General features: G+C 64.6%; 13 protein-coding genes. 6 read left to right on the forward strand and 7 right to left on the reverse strand.

Features of this window, described 5'->3' with window-relative positions:
• Window positions 1-20: 20 nt before the first annotated feature.
• The 6 genes from recD to I6L33_RS02490 all read right to left on the reverse strand — a co-directional run bounded on the left by recD (window position 21) and on the right by I6L33_RS02490 (window position 10767).
• Window positions 21-2081 (reverse strand): exodeoxyribonuclease V subunit alpha, encoded by a 2061-nt coding sequence (gene recD / locus I6L33_RS02465; RefSeq protein ID WP_216973486.1) that lies wholly within the window; start codon window positions 2079-2081, stop codon window positions 21-23.
• Window positions 2078-5698 carry an exodeoxyribonuclease V subunit beta gene (recB, locus tag I6L33_RS02470; protein ID WP_216973487.1) on the reverse strand — a complete coding sequence of 1207 codons (3621 nt, stop codon included), beginning with the start codon at window positions 5696-5698 and terminating at the stop codon, window positions 2078-2080. The genes recD and recB overlap by 4 nt, the downstream gene beginning before the upstream one ends.
• Window positions 5698-9060: an exodeoxyribonuclease V subunit gamma gene (gene recC, locus I6L33_RS02475; RefSeq protein ID WP_216973488.1), complete on the reverse strand. Its 3363-nt coding sequence runs from the start codon at window positions 9058-9060 to the stop codon at window positions 5698-5700. The genes recB and recC overlap by 1 nt, the downstream gene beginning before the upstream one ends.
• A 224-nt stretch (window positions 9061-9284) precedes the next feature.
• A complete protein-coding gene (locus I6L33_RS02480; protein ID WP_024941255.1) occupies window positions 9285-9677 on the reverse strand; it encodes a DoxX family protein in 393 nt (130 codons plus the stop codon).
• Between the two features lie 40 nt (window positions 9678-9717).
• Window positions 9718-10404: a pirin family protein gene (locus tag I6L33_RS02485; RefSeq protein WP_005306141.1), complete on the reverse strand. Its 687-nt coding sequence runs from the start codon at window positions 10402-10404 to the stop codon at window positions 9718-9720.
• Window positions 10405-10434: 30 nt separating this feature from the next.
• Window positions 10435-10767, reverse strand: coding sequence for a hypothetical protein (locus tag I6L33_RS02490; protein WP_011707661.1), 333 nt, complete (start codon window positions 10765-10767; stop codon window positions 10435-10437).
• 257 nt (window positions 10768-11024) lie between these two features.
• Between I6L33_RS02490 and I6L33_RS02495 the strand changes: the two genes are divergently transcribed.
• Both I6L33_RS02495 and I6L33_RS02500 read left to right on the forward strand, forming a co-directional pair.
• Window positions 11025-11939 (forward strand): LysR family transcriptional regulator, encoded by a 915-nt coding sequence (locus I6L33_RS02495; RefSeq protein WP_010635876.1) that lies wholly within the window; start codon window positions 11025-11027, stop codon window positions 11937-11939.
• Window positions 11940-12384: 445 nt separating this feature from the next.
• The gene (locus I6L33_RS02500; protein WP_216973489.1) at window positions 12385-13149 is read left to right on the forward strand and encodes a helix-turn-helix transcriptional regulator; all 765 of its coding nucleotides are present in this window, start codon (window positions 12385-12387) and stop codon (window positions 13147-13149) included.
• 70 nt (window positions 13150-13219) lie between these two features.
• On the opposite strand, the gene I6L33_RS02505 is transcribed toward I6L33_RS02500, so the two are convergent.
• A complete protein-coding gene (locus I6L33_RS02505) occupies window positions 13220-14038 on the reverse strand; it encodes a UTRA domain-containing protein (protein ID WP_017765540.1) in 819 nt (272 codons plus the stop codon).
• Window positions 14039-14235: 197 nt separating this feature from the next.
• Here I6L33_RS02505 and I6L33_RS02510 point away from each other — a divergent pair, with 197 nt between their 5' ends.
• The 4 genes from I6L33_RS02510 to I6L33_RS02525 are packed head-to-tail and all read left to right on the forward strand — an operon-like array spanning window position 14236 to window position 17794.
• Window positions 14236-15282 carry an ABC transporter substrate-binding protein gene (locus I6L33_RS02510; RefSeq protein ID WP_005306158.1) on the forward strand — a complete coding sequence of 349 codons (1047 nt, stop codon included), beginning with the start codon at window positions 14236-14238 and terminating at the stop codon, window positions 15280-15282.
• Between the two features lie 10 nt (window positions 15283-15292).
• Window positions 15293-16126 carry an alkaline phosphatase family protein gene (locus I6L33_RS02515; RefSeq protein ID WP_017780865.1) on the forward strand — a complete coding sequence of 278 codons (834 nt, stop codon included), beginning with the start codon at window positions 15293-15295 and terminating at the stop codon, window positions 16124-16126.
• Window positions 16126-17025, forward strand: coding sequence for an ABC transporter permease subunit (locus I6L33_RS02520; protein ID WP_216973490.1), 900 nt, complete (start codon window positions 16126-16128; stop codon window positions 17023-17025). Before I6L33_RS02515 ends, I6L33_RS02520 begins: the two co-directional genes overlap by 1 nt.
• Window positions 17018-17794, forward strand: a complete 777-nt coding sequence (locus tag I6L33_RS02525; RefSeq protein ID WP_017765538.1) for an ABC transporter permease — start codon at window positions 17018-17020, stop codon at window positions 17792-17794. The genes I6L33_RS02520 and I6L33_RS02525 overlap by 8 nt, the downstream gene beginning before the upstream one ends.
• Window positions 17795-17800: the final 6 nt, after the last annotated feature.

Genomic DNA, 17800 nt, shown 5'->3' on the forward strand with positions numbered 1-17800 from the left:
TTGACATTTATATCATTATGCTATTCCAGTCTCTCCGCCAACCCTGAATACCGCTCGGTCTTTTTCCGCACTGCTTGGGCCAACAGGGCGCGATCGCCGTAGAGATCGAGCCGGGCCTTGGCGCGGGTGATGCCGGTATAGACCAGCTCGCGGGTCAGCAAGGGGCTGGGGCTGTCGGGCAGCACCAGCACGGTATGGGCAAACTCCGAGCCCTGGGATTTGTGGATGGTCATGGCGTAGACGGTCTCGTGGGGCGGCAGGCGGCTGGGCAAAAGCGCCCGCAGGGTGCCGTCCGGCTGCTCGAACCAGACCTTTAACCGGCCAGTTTCATCGGGCAGGCAGAGCCCCATATCGCCGTTGTAGAGGCCGACCCCGTGGTCGTTGCGCACCACCATCACGGGGCGGCCCGCATACCAGTCGCCATCGCGGGCAATCAGCCCCGCCCGTGACAGGGCCAGTTCCAGCCGCTCGTTAAGCCCCTCGACGCCAAACGGACCATCGCGCAGGGCGCAGAGGATCTGAAAACCGTTGAACGCCTTGAACACGGCGCCGGGCGCTTCCCCCGCGCGGGCCGCCTTCAGATAGCTGCCGTAACCGGCCACCCCCTGGGCAATCAGGGCGTCGTAGGCCTCCCCGGCCCAGGGGTACAGGCTGATATCGGCAAAGCCCGCGCCCCAAACCGCCTCCACCGCCGCCGCATCGCCGCCATTGCAGGCGCGCGCCAGCTGGCCGATGCCGGAGTGCTGGTCGAAGCGCCAGCTCTTGGCCAGCAAACAGAGGCTGTCACGCACCGGTGCGCCAGTTGGCGTGCCCTGCAAGCGGTAACCGGTCTGGCGGGAGAGCCAATCCGCCTGCGCCGGGCTGATGCCCTGTTCGATAAAGCTGCAGATATCGCCGAGCACGGCCCCCGCCTCCACCGAGGCGAGCTGATCCTTGTCGCCGAGCAGAATGAGGCGGGCGTGACTTGGCAGCGCGTCCAGCAGGCGCGCCATCATCGGCAGGTCCACCATGGAGGCCTCGTCCACCACCAGCAAGTCGAGGTGCAGCGGGTTGCCTTTGTGATGGCGGAACTGGCTGCGCCCCGGAATGACCCCGAGCAGCCGGTGCAGGGTGCCCGCCTCGGTGGGAATGGCTTCCACCCACTCAGGGGGCAAGTCCAGCGCCTGCAGGGCAGCACCGATACTCTCGGTCAGACGCGCCGCCGCCTTGCCGGTGGGGGCCACCAGCCGGATCGCTGGCGCCTTGCCCGCTTGCAGGCCGGTCTCCACCAGAATGGCGAGCAGTTTGGCGACCGTGGTGGTCTTGCCGGTGCCGGGGCCACCCGAAATCACCGCAAAGGGGCGCGCTGCCGCGGTGGCCGCCGCCAGCTTCTGGCCGTTGCAGCAGAGCGCCTCGGGCACCAGCGTATCCAGCTTGCTTAAGTCGCTCGCAGCCTGGGCGCTGGCCAGTAGCCCCTCGATAGCGAGCCAATCCACTTCATTGGGGAACACCAGATCCAGATACTTTTCGATAAAGTGGCGAGCCGAGAAGTCGGGGGCGAGGCGGGCTTTGAGCAGCGCCGCGAACACCAGCCCGTAGTCGCGGGCAAACAGCCGCGACAGAGCCGGGGCTATCTCCGGCCATTCGGCTCGCTCGCTCAACGCGCGCAGATGGCGGGCTACCCCCTGCTCATGATCGTGGTAGCGGGTGAGGTAGAGCCGCCCGTGCCACAGCCGCAGCGGCCAGCGCGGGGCGAGCCCCTCATCCTGTTCGGTACCAACCAAGGGACTCTCTGCAAACAGGGCGGGCCAGCGGGCAGGATCCGCCAGATCCCCCAGCAGATCCCGGCTCTGCTGGGGATCCAGCCCGAACGGCCGCAGTGATCCGGTAGCGAGCATCTCCAGCGGCAGGCAGACATGACCGCGCCCCAGCTCGAAGCAGGTGAGCGCCGCCCCCAGCACCAGCTCGGGGCTGCCGCCAAGGTCGGCCACCAGCCGGGCAAATTGCAGATCCAGCTGGCGGATGCGGCCAGCCAGCGCCAGTGTTTTGAGCCGTTCAACCATCATTGCGCTGGCTGCGGTGCTGATCATGGTGCCGCTCATGCCTCTACCTCGTTTAATTCTGCTGATGACACACCGCCGGAGCGATCACCATTTCTAAACAACTCATCCAGCCCCAGCACCAGTTCACGGCTCGGGCGGGTATGGAAAATGCCCCCCTGCGGCATGCCGCGCAGGAACAGATAGAAGACCCCGCCAAAGTGCTGCTCGAAGTCGTAGCCCGGCAGGCGCAGGGTGAGCAGCCGGTGCAGCGCCAGCGAGTAGAGCTGGTATTGCAGGTCGTAGCGGTGCTCGGCCATCGCCCGCTCCAGCGCCGGACGACTGTAATCGGCGGGGCTCATGCCGAGGTGGTTCGATTTGTAGTCGAGCAGATACCAGCGCCCCTGCCACTCGAACACCAGATCGATAAAGCCCTTGAGCATCCCCTGCACGGTGGCAAAACTGAGCGGCTTGTTGCCCCGCGACAACGGGTCGTGCTGCTGGCAGAGGGCGGTCAGCGCCGGTGCCGTCACCCGCCCCATGGGCAGGAAGAACTCCAGCTCCACCTGCTTGCGCTCGGGGGCCAGATCCCTCAGCCGCACCGGCTCGCCAAAGCCCGTTTCCAGCGGGGTATCCAGCACCGCCTCCACCTGCTGTTGCAGCACCGGGGCCCAACTCTCGTCGAAACCGTCTTGCAGCAACAAACTGGCGATATGCTCTGCCAGCGAGTCGCCGCCGGCGCTTTGAAAGTCGATGGTCTCGAACAGGCTGTGCAGCAAGGTGCCGGGGCGCGCCCCCTTCGGGAAGGTGAAGATGGAGGGCTCAGGCGCCTCTTCCTGTTGTGCTGTAGACAGGTCGGCAGCCAATGCAGCTGCCTCGGTGACCACCTCGTCATCGAAGCCGGGATTGGCCAAGACCCCCTTGCTGTGACCGTGACCCTGCGCCGCCAGCCCGGAGTAGGAGCTGATCCACCAGTCCCGCTCAAGGGTGCCGGTAAAGCGGCGCACCTGCGGCTCGCCCAGTTGCTCCTCCTCCGCCGCCATGGGGGCCGGACGGGTGAGCGAGGGCTCACCGACGGCCACTCCGGGCAGCGCCTGCGCCAGCTCGGTCAGAGCGGTCGCCAGGGTGGCGGCATCCCCCTCTTCCCCCTTTTGCAGCAGGTAGCCGATGGCGGTGTGGTGCAGGTCGGTCTGCTCCGATTTGCCATTGCCGGAGCGCACCGGCGCCAGCCCCAGCCAGGTGGCGTAGACGCCCCGGGTCAGCGCCACGTAGAGCAGCCGCAGGTCTTCGGCAAGTCGCTCACGGTCGGCCTCGGCCAGGGATTCCTCGGCGCCGGTCAGATCGAGCACGGTGCGATTGCCCGCGCCGTCCGCTTCGTGGAACAGCGGGGTATCGGCAGCGCGGTGGCTGCAGATGAAGGGGAGGAACACCAGCGGGTACTCCAGTCCCTTGGATTTGTGGATGGTGACGATCTGCACCAGCTTGCGCTCGGATTCGAGCCGCAGTACCTGCTCCGCATCCTGGCCGTCGGGGCGGCTCGCCGCCTCCCCCAGCCAGCGCAGCAGGGCATATTCGCCATCCAGCTCGCAGCTCACCTGTTGCAGCAGCTCGCCGAGGTGGAGGAAGTTGGTCAGCCGCCGCTCGCCATTCGGGCTCGCCAGCAGGGAGGAGGCGAGATTGCGCCGGTGCAGCAGGGCGCGCAGCATGGCCAGCACGCCGCGCTTGTGCCAGATCTTGCGGTACTCCATAAACTCCTGCACCGCGCTCTCCCACGCCCGCTCGTCGCTGGCGAGCTCGTCGAGCGCCTTGGCATCCAGATCGAACAGCCCGGTGGCGAGCGCCGCCCTAAGGCTCCGTTCCTCCCCCGGGTTCTGGCAGGCGTGCAGAATGAGCAAAATCTCCCGCGCCTCCACCTGCGCCAGCACGCTCTCGCGATTCGACAGATAGACAGAGGCGATGGCGAGCCGCGCCAGCTCCTGCTGCACCAGCTTGCCCTCGGCGCCGGTGCGCACCAGCACGGCGATATCCCCGGCCTTCACCGCCTTGTCACCAATCAGCGCCTTTCCTTCGCGGGCCAGGGTCAGCAGGCGGTGGATCTCCACCGCCGTGGCGCGGGCCATCCGGCTCTGGTAATCCCCCTTGTTGAAGGTGGGTTGGCCGGTGAGCTGCCAGCAGTGGAGCACGGGGGCGGTGTCGCCCTCCAGCAGTAGCGCCTTGCTCTTGCCCTGTGCCTCCACCGGCAGGAAGGGGATATCCGCTTCGTAGATAAAGGGATCCTTGGCCCGCTCGAACAGGCCGTTGACCGCCGCCACCAGCGCACTGCTGGAGCGCCAGTTGCGCCCGAGGGTGTAGTGGGCGCTTACATTTCGCCGCGCCTGAATGTAGGTAAAGATGTCGGCGCCGCGAAAGCCGTAGATGGCCTGCTTGGGGTCACCGATCATCAACAGCGCCGTGTCTGTGTGGCCGCCGTAGAGACGGTGGAAGATGCGGTACTGCTGGGGGTCGGTATCCTGAAATTCATCGATCATCGCCACCCGGTAGGTGGCGCGAATGCGCTCGCACAGCCGCTCGCCAAGGCCGGAGCCAAGCGCGCCGTCGAGGTCTTTGAGCAGGTCATCGAACGAGAGCTGATGGGCTTGCCGCTTGCTGGCCTGCATCCGGCTGCGCACCACCACCGCCGCCCGTTGCAGGATCAGATCCCGAATGCCGGGACGGCTCGCCAGCAGTTCATCGATCTGACTGAACAGCGGCAGGGTCGGCACCGTGCCCCCCTTCTTGAGGTTCTCCTCCAGCACCGTCTGGCCGAAGCGCTCCAGCTCCTTGGGGATGGCGTAGCCGCTGTGCTCGTCCTGCGCCCAGTCAGCTATCTTGGCGAGCCACCCTTCGTAGTTCTTGCCGGTGTAGCGGCTTATTTGCCCATCGGTCTGGCGGCGGATCTCGTCCGTCTGCGCCAGCCATTCGCGCTTCACCGCCTCAATGTGGGCCATGGCAACGCTGTGCCGCGCCGCCAGGGTCTCGTCCCCCGCCGGCGGGCGCATCTCCAGCTCGCTGTTGTCGAGCCAGCTGCCCATCTCCCGCAGCAGGGCGGCGGGGCTCGGCCAGAGCGCACGCACGGCGCTGGCGAGGGGCTTGTCCACCGGATAGAACTCGGATCGCCAGTAGTCGCTCACCGCCTGCAGCCTGAGCTGACTGTCGTCGGTGAGAAATTCGGTTTCAAAGAGGGCGCCCGATTCGAAGGCGTTCTGTTTCAGCATCCGCTGGCAGAAGCCGTGGATGGTGAAGACCGCCGCCTCGTCCATCTGCCGCTCGGCGGCCAGCAGGCGGCGGGCCGCCAGTTCGTGATCCTCCACCTCCGCCAGCAGCTGGCTCAGCAGGGCGTCCTTGCTCTCACCGCGCATAAAGGCGAGCCGTGCCTCGTGGATGCGGCCGCGGATCCGCCCGCGCAGCTCGGCGGTGGCCGCCTCGGTAAAGGTCACCACCAGGATCTCGGTCACCGAGAGCGGCCGCTCGTGGGCACTCGGCTGACCCACATCGGCGCCCTCTTCGATGAGCGGGCCATGGCCCAGCAGCAGGCGCAGGTAGAGACCGGCAATGGTGTAGGTCTTGCCGGTGCCGGCAGAGGCCTCGATCAGTCGCTCGCCATAGAGGGGAAAACGCAGGGTATTGAGCGGGTTGGCCATTATTGCAACTCCTCCAGGCTCTTGAGCAGCGGGGTCAGGTGTTCACGGGCCAGCGCCTGCAACTGGGCCAGCACGGCCTCGTCGAGTTCCGGGAAACAGCGGGCGACATAGGCGTCTTCCCCCTCCCCCTTGGCCATGTAGCCGCCGTTGAAGCGGGTGAGGGCCGCCTTGTCGGCCGCCTCCGGTTTCTCCGGATCCTTCTCGATCGCCTTGAGCCAGTCCCAGGCGGTGCTCGGAAAGAAGGGCAGCGGCCGCTTCATCCCCTGCATCCAGAGCGCCACCAGCGCCGCCAGTTTGGGCCGCGCCTCGTCGGCCGGGAGCCTGGCCAGCCGCAGACTCTGCTTGGCGTCAAACAGCAGGGTGTCGCCGGGGGCGTCGCTCAAGGAGAGGCAGAGGTGCTGGATCCAGCCCAGCAGCAGATCCTTGCCGTTGAAGCTGCCGGGCTTGATCACCAGCAAGCGTCCCTTCTGGGTGTCGATCCACCCTTGCAACTGACCCTGGGCCAGCGCGATATCGACCTCCACCGCCTGTTTTTCTGCCTCATTGGCCGCCACCCAGGGCCGCAGCCGCTCCGCCAGCTTGCCCATCTGCTCGTCCAGATCCTCCAGCAGCAGGCTGCCGAACCACCCTTGAGGCAGCAGGCCGGTGAGCTGCAGGCGCTGGCGGCGCTCCTCGCTTTCCCCCTGCGCCAGATGGGCATCGAGCAGCAACGCCTTGAGCTGGTAGTGCTGCAGGCCGTCCAGCTCGAACGGCTCGCTGTCCTCGATCTCGGCCTCATCCAGTTCGAACCACACCTTGAGGCGGCGGTTGAGGAAATATTTGGCGGGCTGGCGATAGAAGCGCAGCAGCTCCGCCAGCTCCAGCCCCTGCTCCTTGCCCCCCCCTTTGTTCCAATCTGGCGGCAGCGGCAGCTCGCCGCTCTGGAAGTTGGCGGCCCCGCGCTGCGGGCTCAGGGCCGGCAGCCAGTCGGCGGCATAGGTGAAGAGGCCGGAATCCGCCTCTGGATAGAAGTAGCTGCGGCTGTAGGGGGTGAGCGGGTGCTCAACTATCAGGTGCTCCAGCAGCCGCTGGCCGGACGTCTCGTCGTCGAGGCCCTCATCCCCCGCCAGCACGAAGCCCTGGCGCACATAGTCGATGAGCTCCGCCAGCAGCACGGAAGGCACCTTCTCGCTGTTGTCCTGGGCACTGAAGCCCTGATAGCTGATATAGAGCCCCTGCTGGGCGCTGAGCAGCGCCTCGAGGAAGAGGTAGCGGTCGTCATCGCGGCGGGAGCGATCCCCGCGCCGGCCGGCCACCGCCATCAGGTCGAACCCCATGGGCGGCAGGGTGCGCGGGTAGACACCGTCGTTCATGCCGAGCAGGCAGACCTGTCTGAAGGGGATGGAGCGCATCGGCATCAGGGTGCAGAAGTTGACCTGACCGGCGAGGAAGCGCTGGCTGGAGCGGGACTCCCCCAGCACGCTGCCGAGGTAATCCTGCAGCAGGTCGGCACTGATGGCCTGCTCGAAGCGGGCTTCGCCAAGCTGGGCGAGCCACTCCGCCAGCTGGCTGCGAATAAGCTGCAGCTGGCGCTCTTCATCCTCATCGGCCAGATAGAAGCGCTCCAGCAGCTCGTTGAGGCAGGCGATCCACTCTGGCAGCGGCTGCGCCTGTTGCAGGCGGGGCAAAAATTCCGCCAGGGAGTCGACAAACCAGGCGAGCTTGCCGAGCGCCAGCCCCTGCTGACCTTCGATATCGGCGTAGGGCAGAATGCCGGCCACCGGTTCGCCGTCGCCCATGGCAAAGCCGAGCAGCATGCGACGCAGGCCGAACAGCCAGCTGTTGCCAGAGAGGCGCGGCAGATCGAAGCGCTCGGGGTAGCCGTCATCCAGCCCCCAGCGGATGCCGGTCTCCTGCACCCAGCGCCGCAACTGGTTGAACTCCTCGTCATCCAGCTCGAAGCGGCGCAGCACGGCGGGCACCTCGAGGATGGCGAGCAGCTCGCCGGCTCCCAGCCGGGCGTTGGGGAGTCTGAGCAGGGCGAGGAAACTTTGCAGCAGCGGGCTCTCCTGACTCGCCGCCCGGTCCGACACCGCGAAGGGGATCTGGCCTCTCGCACCGAACACCGCCTGGATATAGGGACCGTAGCTGTTCACATCCGGCATCATCACCACCACGTCTTTCGGGGTGAGAGAGGGGTCTTGCTCGAACAGCGCCAGCAGCCGGTCGTGCAGCACCTCGAGCTCGCGCATCGGGCCGTGACAGGCGTGGATCTGCAGGGATCCATCGCTCGCGTCGATCGGGCTCTTGTGCTGGCTGCTATCCAGTTCAAACTCGCCAGCTCCCCGTTCAGCCAGCTCCAGCACATCCTTCTGGATGGCGTGCAGCAGCTTGATATTGCCCTTGGCATCCAGCTCGTCGATATCGACGAAGGCCTCGATTTGCGGCACCTCCAGCTCCATCAGCTGATGCAGGTAGTCGCGCCCCAGCTTGCCCATGGAGGCAAGCAGCGGGTTGGCGGGGCCCTGCAGGGTCTCGATGTCGGTGCCGGGCTTGAGCTTGTTTTCGAGGCGCGCCAGGGTCTTGCGATCGAGCAGGTCGCCCCAGTAGTAGCGGCAGGGGTTGGTGACGAAGAGGTGCACCTCCACCTCATTCCGGCTGCCGAGGGCCAGCAGCGCCTCCACGTAGCGCGGCGGCAGCGCCGAGATGCCGAACACGAAGACCCGTTGGGGCAGCGTGCCCGGCAGATCGGCGGTGCGTTCCAGCTCGTGGATAAACTCCTCGTAGAGGTTGGCGCGGTGGTAGCCGCTGGGGGCCAGCGCCAGGGTGCGAGCCACCAGCTCGCGCCACAGCTCCGGCTGCCAATCCTGGCCGCTCACCCCGGCCAGCTCCTGGCTCAATCCCTCCCCCTGTTCCCAGCGGGCGATCCAGTCCGGCCGGTAAACCAGGTACTGGTCAAACAGATCCGCCACCTTCTGGCAGAGCTGCCACAGCCGTACCTGCTCGGGATCCTGCAATGACTCCGCGTCATCCCCGCCCAGATAGGCGGCCAGCGGCGCAAAGGCGGGGCGGTCGAGCAGGGCGGGCAAGATGGTCATCAGCTGCCAGCTCATGGATCCCTTGTTGTAGGGGCTCTGGCGCGGCACGTCCGCCAGCACCCGGGTGAACATCTCCCAGATAAAGCTGGCGGGCAGCGGGAAGTCTATGTTGGCGGCAATGCCGAAGGCCTTGGCCAGCTCCAGCTTGAGCCACTGGGCCATGCCCGGGCTCTGCACCAGGATCTGCTCGCGCTCGAAGGGGTGAGCGAGGGGGGTCTGCCGGATGCGGCTCACCAGCAACTCTTTGAGCAGATCCAGCTGATTGGAGTGGTAGAGGGTAAACATGGGCAATTCCCGCCAGTGCAAAAGAGGGGTCAGCGCGGGAAAACCTCAAGGATCCCCGTCACGTCACAGGTATCGGGATTGTCGGGGATCGGGGGATAAGATGCAAAAGGCGCTTGTTGTCGCCGATCACATCGCCCATCTGCCGCAGGCAAATGTGACGGGCATAAAAAAGCCGGTGCAACTGCACCGGCCAAAAGGCGTTGGAAAACTCGAACCTGCGGGGTTTACCAGTTCTTGCCGAGGCGGGCATCCAGGCTGAAAGCCCCTGCACCGGCCGCCGCCAGGGCCAGGAAACCACCGGCCACGGAGACGTTCTTCATGAACATCAGCATCTGCATCTGGTCGGCAGGCTGATAGTGGAAAATAAAGGCGGCCATCAGGGTGAAACCGGCCATCAGCACGGAGAGGCTGCGGGTAAACAGGCCCAGCATGATGGCGAGGCCACCGCCCAGCTCCAGCAGGATCACCAGCGGCAGGATGAAACCGGGCACGCCCATGGCTTCCATATACCCCTGGGTACCGGCGTAACCGCCGATCTTGCCCCAGCCCGCAATCACAAACATCAGAGCCAGCAGTACGCGACCCACCAGCAGTGCCAAATCTTTCATCTTGTCCATTTCAATATCCTCGTTTTGTGTCACATCACCGCTGACTGCTTCAGGGTAGGTCAAATAACAGGGCTTGGCTGGCACTCATGGCCACCAGATCCCATTTGGGCTCATCACGACTGAGTACCCCGTCGCCGGGTCGGGCAGCCAGACCGTTGGCGGCAAGCTCCCCTGAAATCATCTGCAGGTAACCATGTCGGCCGGCCAGCTCCCAGGTGAGGCTCTCACCCGGTTCAAGCTGCAACCGCCAGACGCGGGCCTGCTGGCGGATCCTGAAGGATCCTGCTTCGCCGTCCGGTGACGCCACCAGCGTCATGCCCGGATTGGCTTCAATCTTCTTCTGCTGATAGCCGGGTGTCGTGCCGTGTTCGTTCGGCTCGATCCAGATTTGCAGCAGGGAGAGCGGCTCGGTCTGCGAGGGGTTGTACTCGCTGTGCCGGATGCCGGACCCCGCGCTCATCAGCTGGAAATCCCCCGCCGGGATCTGCTCGGCATGGCCGAGGCTGTCCTTGTGCTCTATGGTGCCTTGCAGCACGCAGGTCAGGATTTCCATGTTGGCGTGAGGGTGGGTCGCGAAACCGCCACCCGGCGCCACCAGATCCTGATTGATGACCCGCAGCACTGAATGCCCCATCCAGTCCGGGTCGTAGTAGTGCCCGAAGGAAAAGCTGTGGCGCGCATCCAGCCAGCCGAAGTTGGCCTTGCCGCGCGCTTCTGCGGCTCTCAATTTCATCATGGTGTGCTCCTCACGTACCGATACGGTTGATTAACGCTGTTTGCCGCTACCGATGCCGAACGGAATACGGTAGTCGCTGCTCTGCTCACCCAGGCTCACGGTCAGGTTGCCCTGGGTGCGGCTCGGGATCTGTACCTGCTGGCTGCCCATCAGGTTGGCATGGACGGAGGCAACCAGGTCGCCAGACTCGTCACGCACTTCCAGCATGGGGTTGCCCTTGCCTTCCACCGCGGCGGTGGCGTGCCAGTTTACAAACAGCACACCCGGGGCGGCGTTGAGGTCAGCCGGGACGGAAGCCTGAGCAAAACCTGCGGTCATCAGGCCTGCAACGGCCAGCATCTTGATTACGTTTTTCATGTTCATTCACTCTCTTGGTTTTATGTCATTGCCAAGGCCGCTGTGGCCAGAATCAATGCATCCATGCAAGAGGTCATTCAAATAGTGTGTTGTTCTTTCACCGAAGTCAGACGCCCTGATTGAGGGGGTCACAGTCTGGAACTACCCGTTTATTTGGCTGCTTGGCGCTCCTGCCTAAGCGTTGATTGAATATTAAAGACACTTGGCCTAACTTGTTAGCGAGATAAACTGGCAAACATGTTCAAAAAAATTGAAGGCAATTTATGGCCAAGGAACTGAACAAGGAACGGGCGCTGACCCTGGAAGCCATCCGGGTGCTGGATGCCATCGATCGCCGCGGCAGCTTCGCGGCGGCAGCCGACGAACTGGGCAAGGTGCCCTCGGCGCTGAGCTACACGGTACAGAAGCTGGAAGACGAGCTGGACGCCATGCTGTTCGACCGCAGCGGCCACAGAACCAAGTTCACCCCGGCCGGCCGCATGCTGCTGGAGCGCGGCCGGATACTGCTGGAGGCGGCCGAGCACCTGGTGGGCGAGACCCGGGCGCTGGCCCGCGGCTGGGAGACCGACATCACCATCGCCGTCGATGCGCTGGTGCCGCTGCAGGCGCTCTACCCGCTGGTGGAACGGCTGGCCGAGCTGACCGATACCCGGCTGCGGCTGCGGGCCGAAGTACTGGCGGGCAGCTGGGAGTGTCTGGAGGATGGCCGGGCCGACCTGCTCATCTCCTCCCTCAATCCCGACATCATGATGACCGGCATCAAGCACCAGCCGCTGCAGGAGGAGGTGATGCTCTACGTCGCCCACCCGGATCACCCCCTGCACCAGGAGCCCGAGCCCCTGGCAGACGATACCCTGCGCCGCTACCGGGCCATCGCGGTGGCCGACACGGCGCTGCGCAAGCCGGTGCTCACCTATCGCCTGCTCGACAAGCAGCCGCGGCTGACCGTCAGCACCATGGGCGAGAAGCGCGACGCCCTGCTGGCGGGGATCGGGGTCGGCACCATGCCGCTGAGCTGGATTGAAGAGGACATCCGGGCCGGACGGCTCAAGGTGATCGGCCCCGAGTATCGCCACCAGATCCAGGTGGTACTGGCCTGGCGGCGCGACACCATGGGCAAGGCCAAGAGCTGGCTGATCCGGGAGATACCCAAGCTGTTTCCCTGCAAGGGGGAATAAATGTCTGCCGCGCGAGGGCGGCGGCGCAGGAAGTGCCGAAACTGAGCCCCTGTCTTGACGGCGGGCTCAGATTCTAGGAAAAGAAAAAAGCGGCCCTCTTGCGAGTTCCGCTCAATGCCAGGAAAGAATAAAAAACCTTGCGGTTTAAAAAACCCTTAAATTGGAAGCAAACAATCGATTTCTCAACCAGGAAGGTCTTGAATCCGATTCGTTTTGAATTATGCGCGATGTTTTATGCGCCACCAGCAAAATGTTGAACGGTTGAAGGATATGCACCGCAGAGTATCACTATCTGCAACCTTCGAGCACGACTGGTCTGGCCATTTCAATCGATTAGGTCGGGTTTGTTTCCTCTGGTTTTTTAAAGTGTCAGTATCTGAGCCCACAACGACAAAATAACTCAATTTCTGACACAACATAAAAATGCAGATAAAGGAATAGTTGCATGACCTACAGCCAGACCCTGGCCAACAATATTCTCGACACCCTGAAGAAGACCCTGACCGACAAGGGGATCCGCTATCAGACCCTGGCAGAAGCCATGGGGGTTTCCATCGCCACCGTCAAACGGATGATGAACAAGCCCTCCCTGCCGTTCGACACCCTGTTGGAGGTGTGCCACCTGGTGGGGCTCTCATTCGAGGAGCTGCTGGACCGCACCCAGGACGCCCAGAGCCGGCGCGCCGTCTTCACCCAGGAGCAGGACGAGGCGTTCCACAATGAGCCCGGTCTCTACGCCTTTCTCGCCAACATCTTCTGGCGCGACAAGACTCTCATCGATCTCAAGCGGGAGTACGGCCTGACCGATGCCTCCTGCTACCTCTACCTGCGCAAGCTGGAGAAGCTCGGCATCCTGCAGCTCGGCATCGACAACAGTTACCACTTCCTCATCAGCGAGCGGATCAGCTTCGAGCAGCACAGCCGCTTCGCCCGTCAGCAGGCGCGCCAGGCGATGTCGGTGCTGGGGGACTATCTGGTGGAGAACATGCACAGGCCCAACAACTACATGGCGCTGTGTCAGCTCCACCTGGACGAGAGCGAGGCGATGGCGCTGATCGAGCGGATGAAGGAGTACTGGCATCAGGAGCTCAAGCTCAACCGCCCCGCCATCGGCCAGCGGGAGGGCAGCAAGACCTACACCATGTCGCTGCAACTGGCCGACTGCGGCTATCAGAGCTTCGACGATCTGATCCCCAATATCGACAACTGATCCCGGCGGATCCCGCGGGATCCGCTCCCCCTCCTTTCCTCACAGGCATGACCCGCCAGGACACGCCGGATCACCCCTGATCCACGAGCCGGGTTTGCGGCAGCTTGCCTGCGAGGGGCTGCAATGCTCGCGTATCGAGACAGATGCGGATGGCATCCGGTCGCCAGTGTTCGATGTCGCAATCCACCAGCGCTCCCCGCTCGTCGTAGTTGACCCGCACCAGCCGCAGCACGGCGCTCCCCTCCGCCAGATTGAGGGCGCGGGCAATGGCGCCGCGCGCCGCCGAGGGGGTGATCTCGAGGCTCGCCCCACCCTGGCCTATGCCATATCGCTCCCGATAGAGCTCGGTGAGGGAGCTGGCCAGTGGCGCGCTGGCGATATCGGGAAACCGGCTGGCCAGCAGGTGGTGGCTGACGTGCAGCACGGGGCGGCCATCGATAAGGCGCAGGCGGCGGATTTCATAGAGCGGCGTAAAAGGCTCCAGCCCCATCCAGCGGCAGAGCTCGCTGCTGGCCAGTTCGCCGCCGTGGGCCAGCACCCGGGTCTCGGCGGTGCGCTGCTGCTCGCCGATCCACTGGTGAAAGTGGGTGTGGATGGCGGGGTCGTAGGTGAGCCTGGGGGGCGCCACGAACCAGCCGCGCCGCTCGGCCCGGTAGATGAGGCCGTCCGCCTCGAGGCTGGAGAGCGCCTCCTTGATGGTGATACGGGTGGTGGCGAAGCGCTCGCTCAGGGCCCGCTCGGCGGGCAGCTGCTGCCCCGCCTCCAGCTGGCCGCTGCCGATATAGCGGCGCAGGGTCTGGCAAATCTGTTCACACTTGGAGGCGCGGCCATCGGCCACTGCCCGCTCGCTCAATCTCGGTTCGATCACGCTCATCTTCCTGTCGATCATCCTGGCTGCTGTGGCTGGTTCACCCCTCGCTGGAGTAGTCCAACCTCACTCGGATTGAGAGTTGTAACCGTGCAGGATGACAGCGCCATGACAGGGCGATTGTCATCAAACTGCCATCAAAGCGCCCCGCCACCGTCATATTTCCCCTCTAGCATCCCTCTCGAACCTTAACTGACCTAGTCCAGAGGGATGGAATGATGAAAAGCGTGATCGCAAGTGCACTGGCCCTGGTGGCCATCAGTCAGCCACTGTTTGCCGCCGAGAACATCGCGGATCTCGAAAAGGCCGCCCGCGGTGAAGGCCAGCTCAGCAGCGTCGGCATGCCGGACAGCTGGGCCAACTGGAAGGATACCTGGCAACAGCTCGGCAGCATCTACGGCATCAAGCATCAGGACACCGACATGAGCTCGGCCCAGGAGATCGCCAAGTTCGCCGCCGAGAAGGGCAACGCCACCGCCGACATCGGCGACGTGGGCGGCGCCTTCGGCCCGGTCGCGGTCAAGCAGGGGGTCACCCAGCCCTACAAACCCTCCACCTGGGCCGACATTCCGAACTGGGCCAAGGATGCTGATGGTCACTGGATGCTGGCCTATACCGGCACCATCGCCTTCCTGATCAACAAGGATCTGGTCAAGGCGGCCCCCACCAGCTGGCAATCCCTGCTGGGCGGCGACTACAAGGTGACCCTGGGTGACGTGGGTGTCGCCTCCCAGGCCAACAACGGCGTGCTGGCGGCGGCCTATGCCACCGGCGGCAGCGAGAAGAACCTCAAGCCTGCGCTGGAGCTGTTCGGCAAGCTGGCCCAGCAGGGCCGTCTGTCGCTGAACGACCCCACCATCGCCAACATCGAGAAGGGAGAAGTGGAAGTGGGTGTGCTGTGGGACTTCAACGCCCTGAACTACCGCGACCAGATCGACCCCAAGAAGTTTGATGTGGTGATCCCGAGCGACGGTTCCGTCATCGCCGGCTACACCACCATCATCAACAAGTGGGCCAAGAACCCCAACGCCGCCAAGCTGGCGCGGGAATACATCCTCTCCGACGCCGGCCAGATCAACCTGGCGCGCGGCTACGCCCGCCCCATCCGCAGCAACGTGACCCTGCCGGATGACGTCAAGGCCAAGCTGCTGCCGGCCGAGCAGTACGCCAATGCCAAACCGGTCCAGGATCACGCCGCCTGGGAGCAGAGCTCCAAGGCACTGCCGCGCCAGTGGCAGGAAACCGTCATGATCAACATGCAGTAAGGAGCGGCCAGTGCAACACAAGGTGATAGTGGTACTTGTGGATGGCCTCTCTGCCGAGGTAGCCCATTGCATGGGCTACCTCGCGGGCATGGTGGAGGCGGGACAGGGGTTGCAGGCCACCCTGAGCTGCGCCCTGCCCTCCCTCTCCCGGCCCCTCTACGAGTGCATCCTGACCGGAACGACGCCGGTGGAGAGCGGCATCACCCACAACGGGGTGAGCCGTCTCAGCCGGCAGGAGTCCATCTTCCATCTGGCCCGCGCGGGCGGCAAACGCACAGCGGCCGCGGCCTACCACTGGGTGAGCGAACTCTACAACCAGAGCCCCTGGCAAGCGGCCCGCGATCGCTTCACCCATGACGAGCGACTGCCCATCCAGCACGGCTGTTTCTACTGGGATGACGGCTACCCCGACAGCCACCTGCTGATGGATGGCGAGTGGCTGCGCAGCCAGTACGACCCCGATTTTCTCTTGATCCACCCGATGGGGGTGGATGACGCGGGCCACCAGTTTGGCCTCGACTCCCGTCAGTACCGCAATCAGGCGCGCCGGATGGACAGCCTGCTGGCCGACCTGCTGCCCCAGTGGCTGGCGGAGGGGTATCAGGTGGTGATCACCTCGGATCACGGCATGAACAACGACTTGAGCCACGGCGGCACTCTGACCGAAGAGCGCCGGGTGCCGCTCTGGCTGTTTGGCGATGCGTTCGTGGCCCAGTGGCCAGCCGGTCCCGCCATGCAGCAGACCCAGCTCTGCGCCCTGATGGCCGACCTGCTGGGAGTTTCCCACGACAAGCCGGGCTGCCCGCCGCTGCTCAAGGCCGGCAACCTGCCGGAGGTACACTGATGATGCCCGCCACCACCGAGATCCTCACGGATCAACCGACCGTCACCCGGCGCCGGCTGCGCCGCCACTGGCTGCCCGCCCTGGTGCTGCTGCCGTTCGTTCTCCTGATGATCCTGTTCCAGCTCGCCCCCATGGTGTGGGTGCTGGTGGGCAGTTTTCAGACCCCGGATGGCTGGGGCCTCGACTACTACCGGGAGATTTTGAGTTCCCCCTTCTATCTGCAATCGTTCGGCAACTCCTTGCGCATCGCCGGCATCGCCAGTCTGGCGGGGCTCGCCATCGGCACGCTCGGGGCGGCGGCGCTGCGCCACAGCGGTGAGCGGGTCAAGCGGGTGCTGCTGGCCTTCGTCACCATGACCGGCAACTTCAGCGGGGTGCCGCTGGCCTTCGCCTTCATCATCATTCTCGGCATCAATGGCGCCGTGACCCTGTTGCTGAAATCCTGGGGCCTCATCGACGGCTTCAACCTCTACTCAGGCAGCGGTCTCATCCTCATCTACACCTACTTCCAGATCCCGCTCGCCCTGCTGCTGCTCTACCCGGCCTTCGATGCGTTGCAGGATGAGTGGCCGCAGGCCGCCGCGTTGCTGGGGGCGAGCAAGAGCCAATATGTCTGGCACGTGGCGCTGCCGGTGCTCACCCCCGCCCTGCTCGGCACCCTGATCATCCTGTTTGCCAACGCGGTGGGGGCCTATGCCTCCGCCTACGCCCTCACCACCGGCAACTTCAACCTGGTGACCATCCGGGTGGCCAGCCTGGTCTCCGGCGATATCTTCCTCGAGCCCAATATGGCGGCGGCGCTGGCGGTGATCCTGATGGTGCTGCTGGGGGTGGTGACGGCCGCCAACCAGTGGCTGCTGAAAAAGAGCTATGTGAACAAGGGGCAATCCCATGCATGATTTGACGCCGCGCTGGCCCAAGTGGGTGTTGGGTGGGCTGGTGGCCACCCTGCTGCTGCCGCTGCTGGCCACCTTTCTCTACTCCATCTCCACCCGCTGGGGGGCCACCCTGCTGCCTGACGGCTTCACCCTCGACTGGTATCTCAAGCTCTGGGGCGACCCGCGCTTTCTGGCGGCGTTTGGCCGAAGCCTCTTGGTCTGCTTCGCCACCCTGCTGCTGGGGACCCTGGTACTGGTGCCCACCGTGCTGGTGGTGGCCTACTACTTCCCAAAGCTGGATCCCTGGATGAACCTGTTGATCCTGCTCCCCTTCGCGGTGCCGCCCGTGGTCTCCTCGGTAGGGCTGTTGCAGATCTACGCCGACGGCGTCCTGCCCATCATAGGCACGCCGTGGATCCTGATCGGCACCTGGTTCACCGTGGTGCTGCCTTTCATGTACCGGGCGCTGGCCAACAGCCTGCAGGGGGTGCCGCTCAGGGATCTGATGGATGCCGCCCACCTGCTGGGGGCGAGCAGCCGCCGCGCCTTCCTGCTGGTGGTGATCCCCTGCCTGCGCAAGGGGCTGCTGGCGGCGCTGTTTCTGTCGCTCTCCTTCCTGCTCGGCGAGTTCGTGTTCGCCAACATGCTGGTGGGCACCCGCTACGAGACCCTGCAGGTCTATCTCTACAACATGCGTTCGACCTCGGGCCACTTCACCAGCGCACTGGTGATGAGCTACTTCCTGCTGACCCTGCTGCTCACCTGGGCGGCGAACAGATTTCATAGGTGAATCAAG

The organism is Aeromonas sp. FDAARGOS 1403 (genome assembly GCF_019047325.1).
GTDB classification, from domain to species: domain Bacteria; phylum Pseudomonadota; class Gammaproteobacteria; order Enterobacterales; family Aeromonadaceae; genus Aeromonas; species Aeromonas dhakensis.

Excerpts from the sequence above, each read along its gene's own strand:
- recC (WP_216973488.1), bottom strand. The coding sequence starts at position 9,060 with ATGTTTACCCTCTACCACTCCAATCAGCTGGATCTGCTCAAAGAGTTG.
- I6L33_RS02510 (WP_005306158.1), top strand. The coding sequence starts at position 14,236 with ATGAAAAGCGTGATCGCAAGTGCACTGGCCCTGGTGGCCATCAGTCAG.
- recB (WP_216973487.1), bottom strand. The coding sequence starts at position 5,698 with ATGGCCAACCCGCTCAATACCCTGCGTTTTCCCCTCTATGGCGAGCGA.
- recD (WP_216973486.1), bottom strand. The coding sequence starts at position 2,081 with ATGAGCGGCACCATGATCAGCACCGCAGCCAGCGCAATGATGGTTGAA.
- I6L33_RS02480 (WP_024941255.1), bottom strand. The coding sequence starts at position 9,677 with ATGGACAAGATGAAAGATTTGGCACTGCTGGTGGGTCGCGTACTGCTG.
- I6L33_RS02485 (WP_005306141.1), bottom strand. The coding sequence starts at position 10,404 with ATGATGAAATTGAGAGCCGCAGAAGCGCGCGGCAAGGCCAACTTCGGC.
- I6L33_RS02500 (WP_216973489.1), top strand. The coding sequence starts at position 12,385 with ATGACCTACAGCCAGACCCTGGCCAACAATATTCTCGACACCCTGAAG.
- I6L33_RS02505 (WP_017765540.1), bottom strand. The coding sequence starts at position 14,038 with ATGATCGACAGGAAGATGAGCGTGATCGAACCGAGATTGAGCGAGCGG.
- I6L33_RS02495 (WP_010635876.1), top strand. The coding sequence starts at position 11,025 with ATGGCCAAGGAACTGAACAAGGAACGGGCGCTGACCCTGGAAGCCATC.
- I6L33_RS02490 (WP_011707661.1), bottom strand. The coding sequence starts at position 10,767 with ATGAACATGAAAAACGTAATCAAGATGCTGGCCGTTGCAGGCCTGATG.
- I6L33_RS02525 (WP_017765538.1), top strand. The coding sequence starts at position 17,018 with ATGCATGATTTGACGCCGCGCTGGCCCAAGTGGGTGTTGGGTGGGCTG.
- I6L33_RS02520 (WP_216973490.1), top strand. The coding sequence starts at position 16,126 with ATGATGCCCGCCACCACCGAGATCCTCACGGATCAACCGACCGTCACC.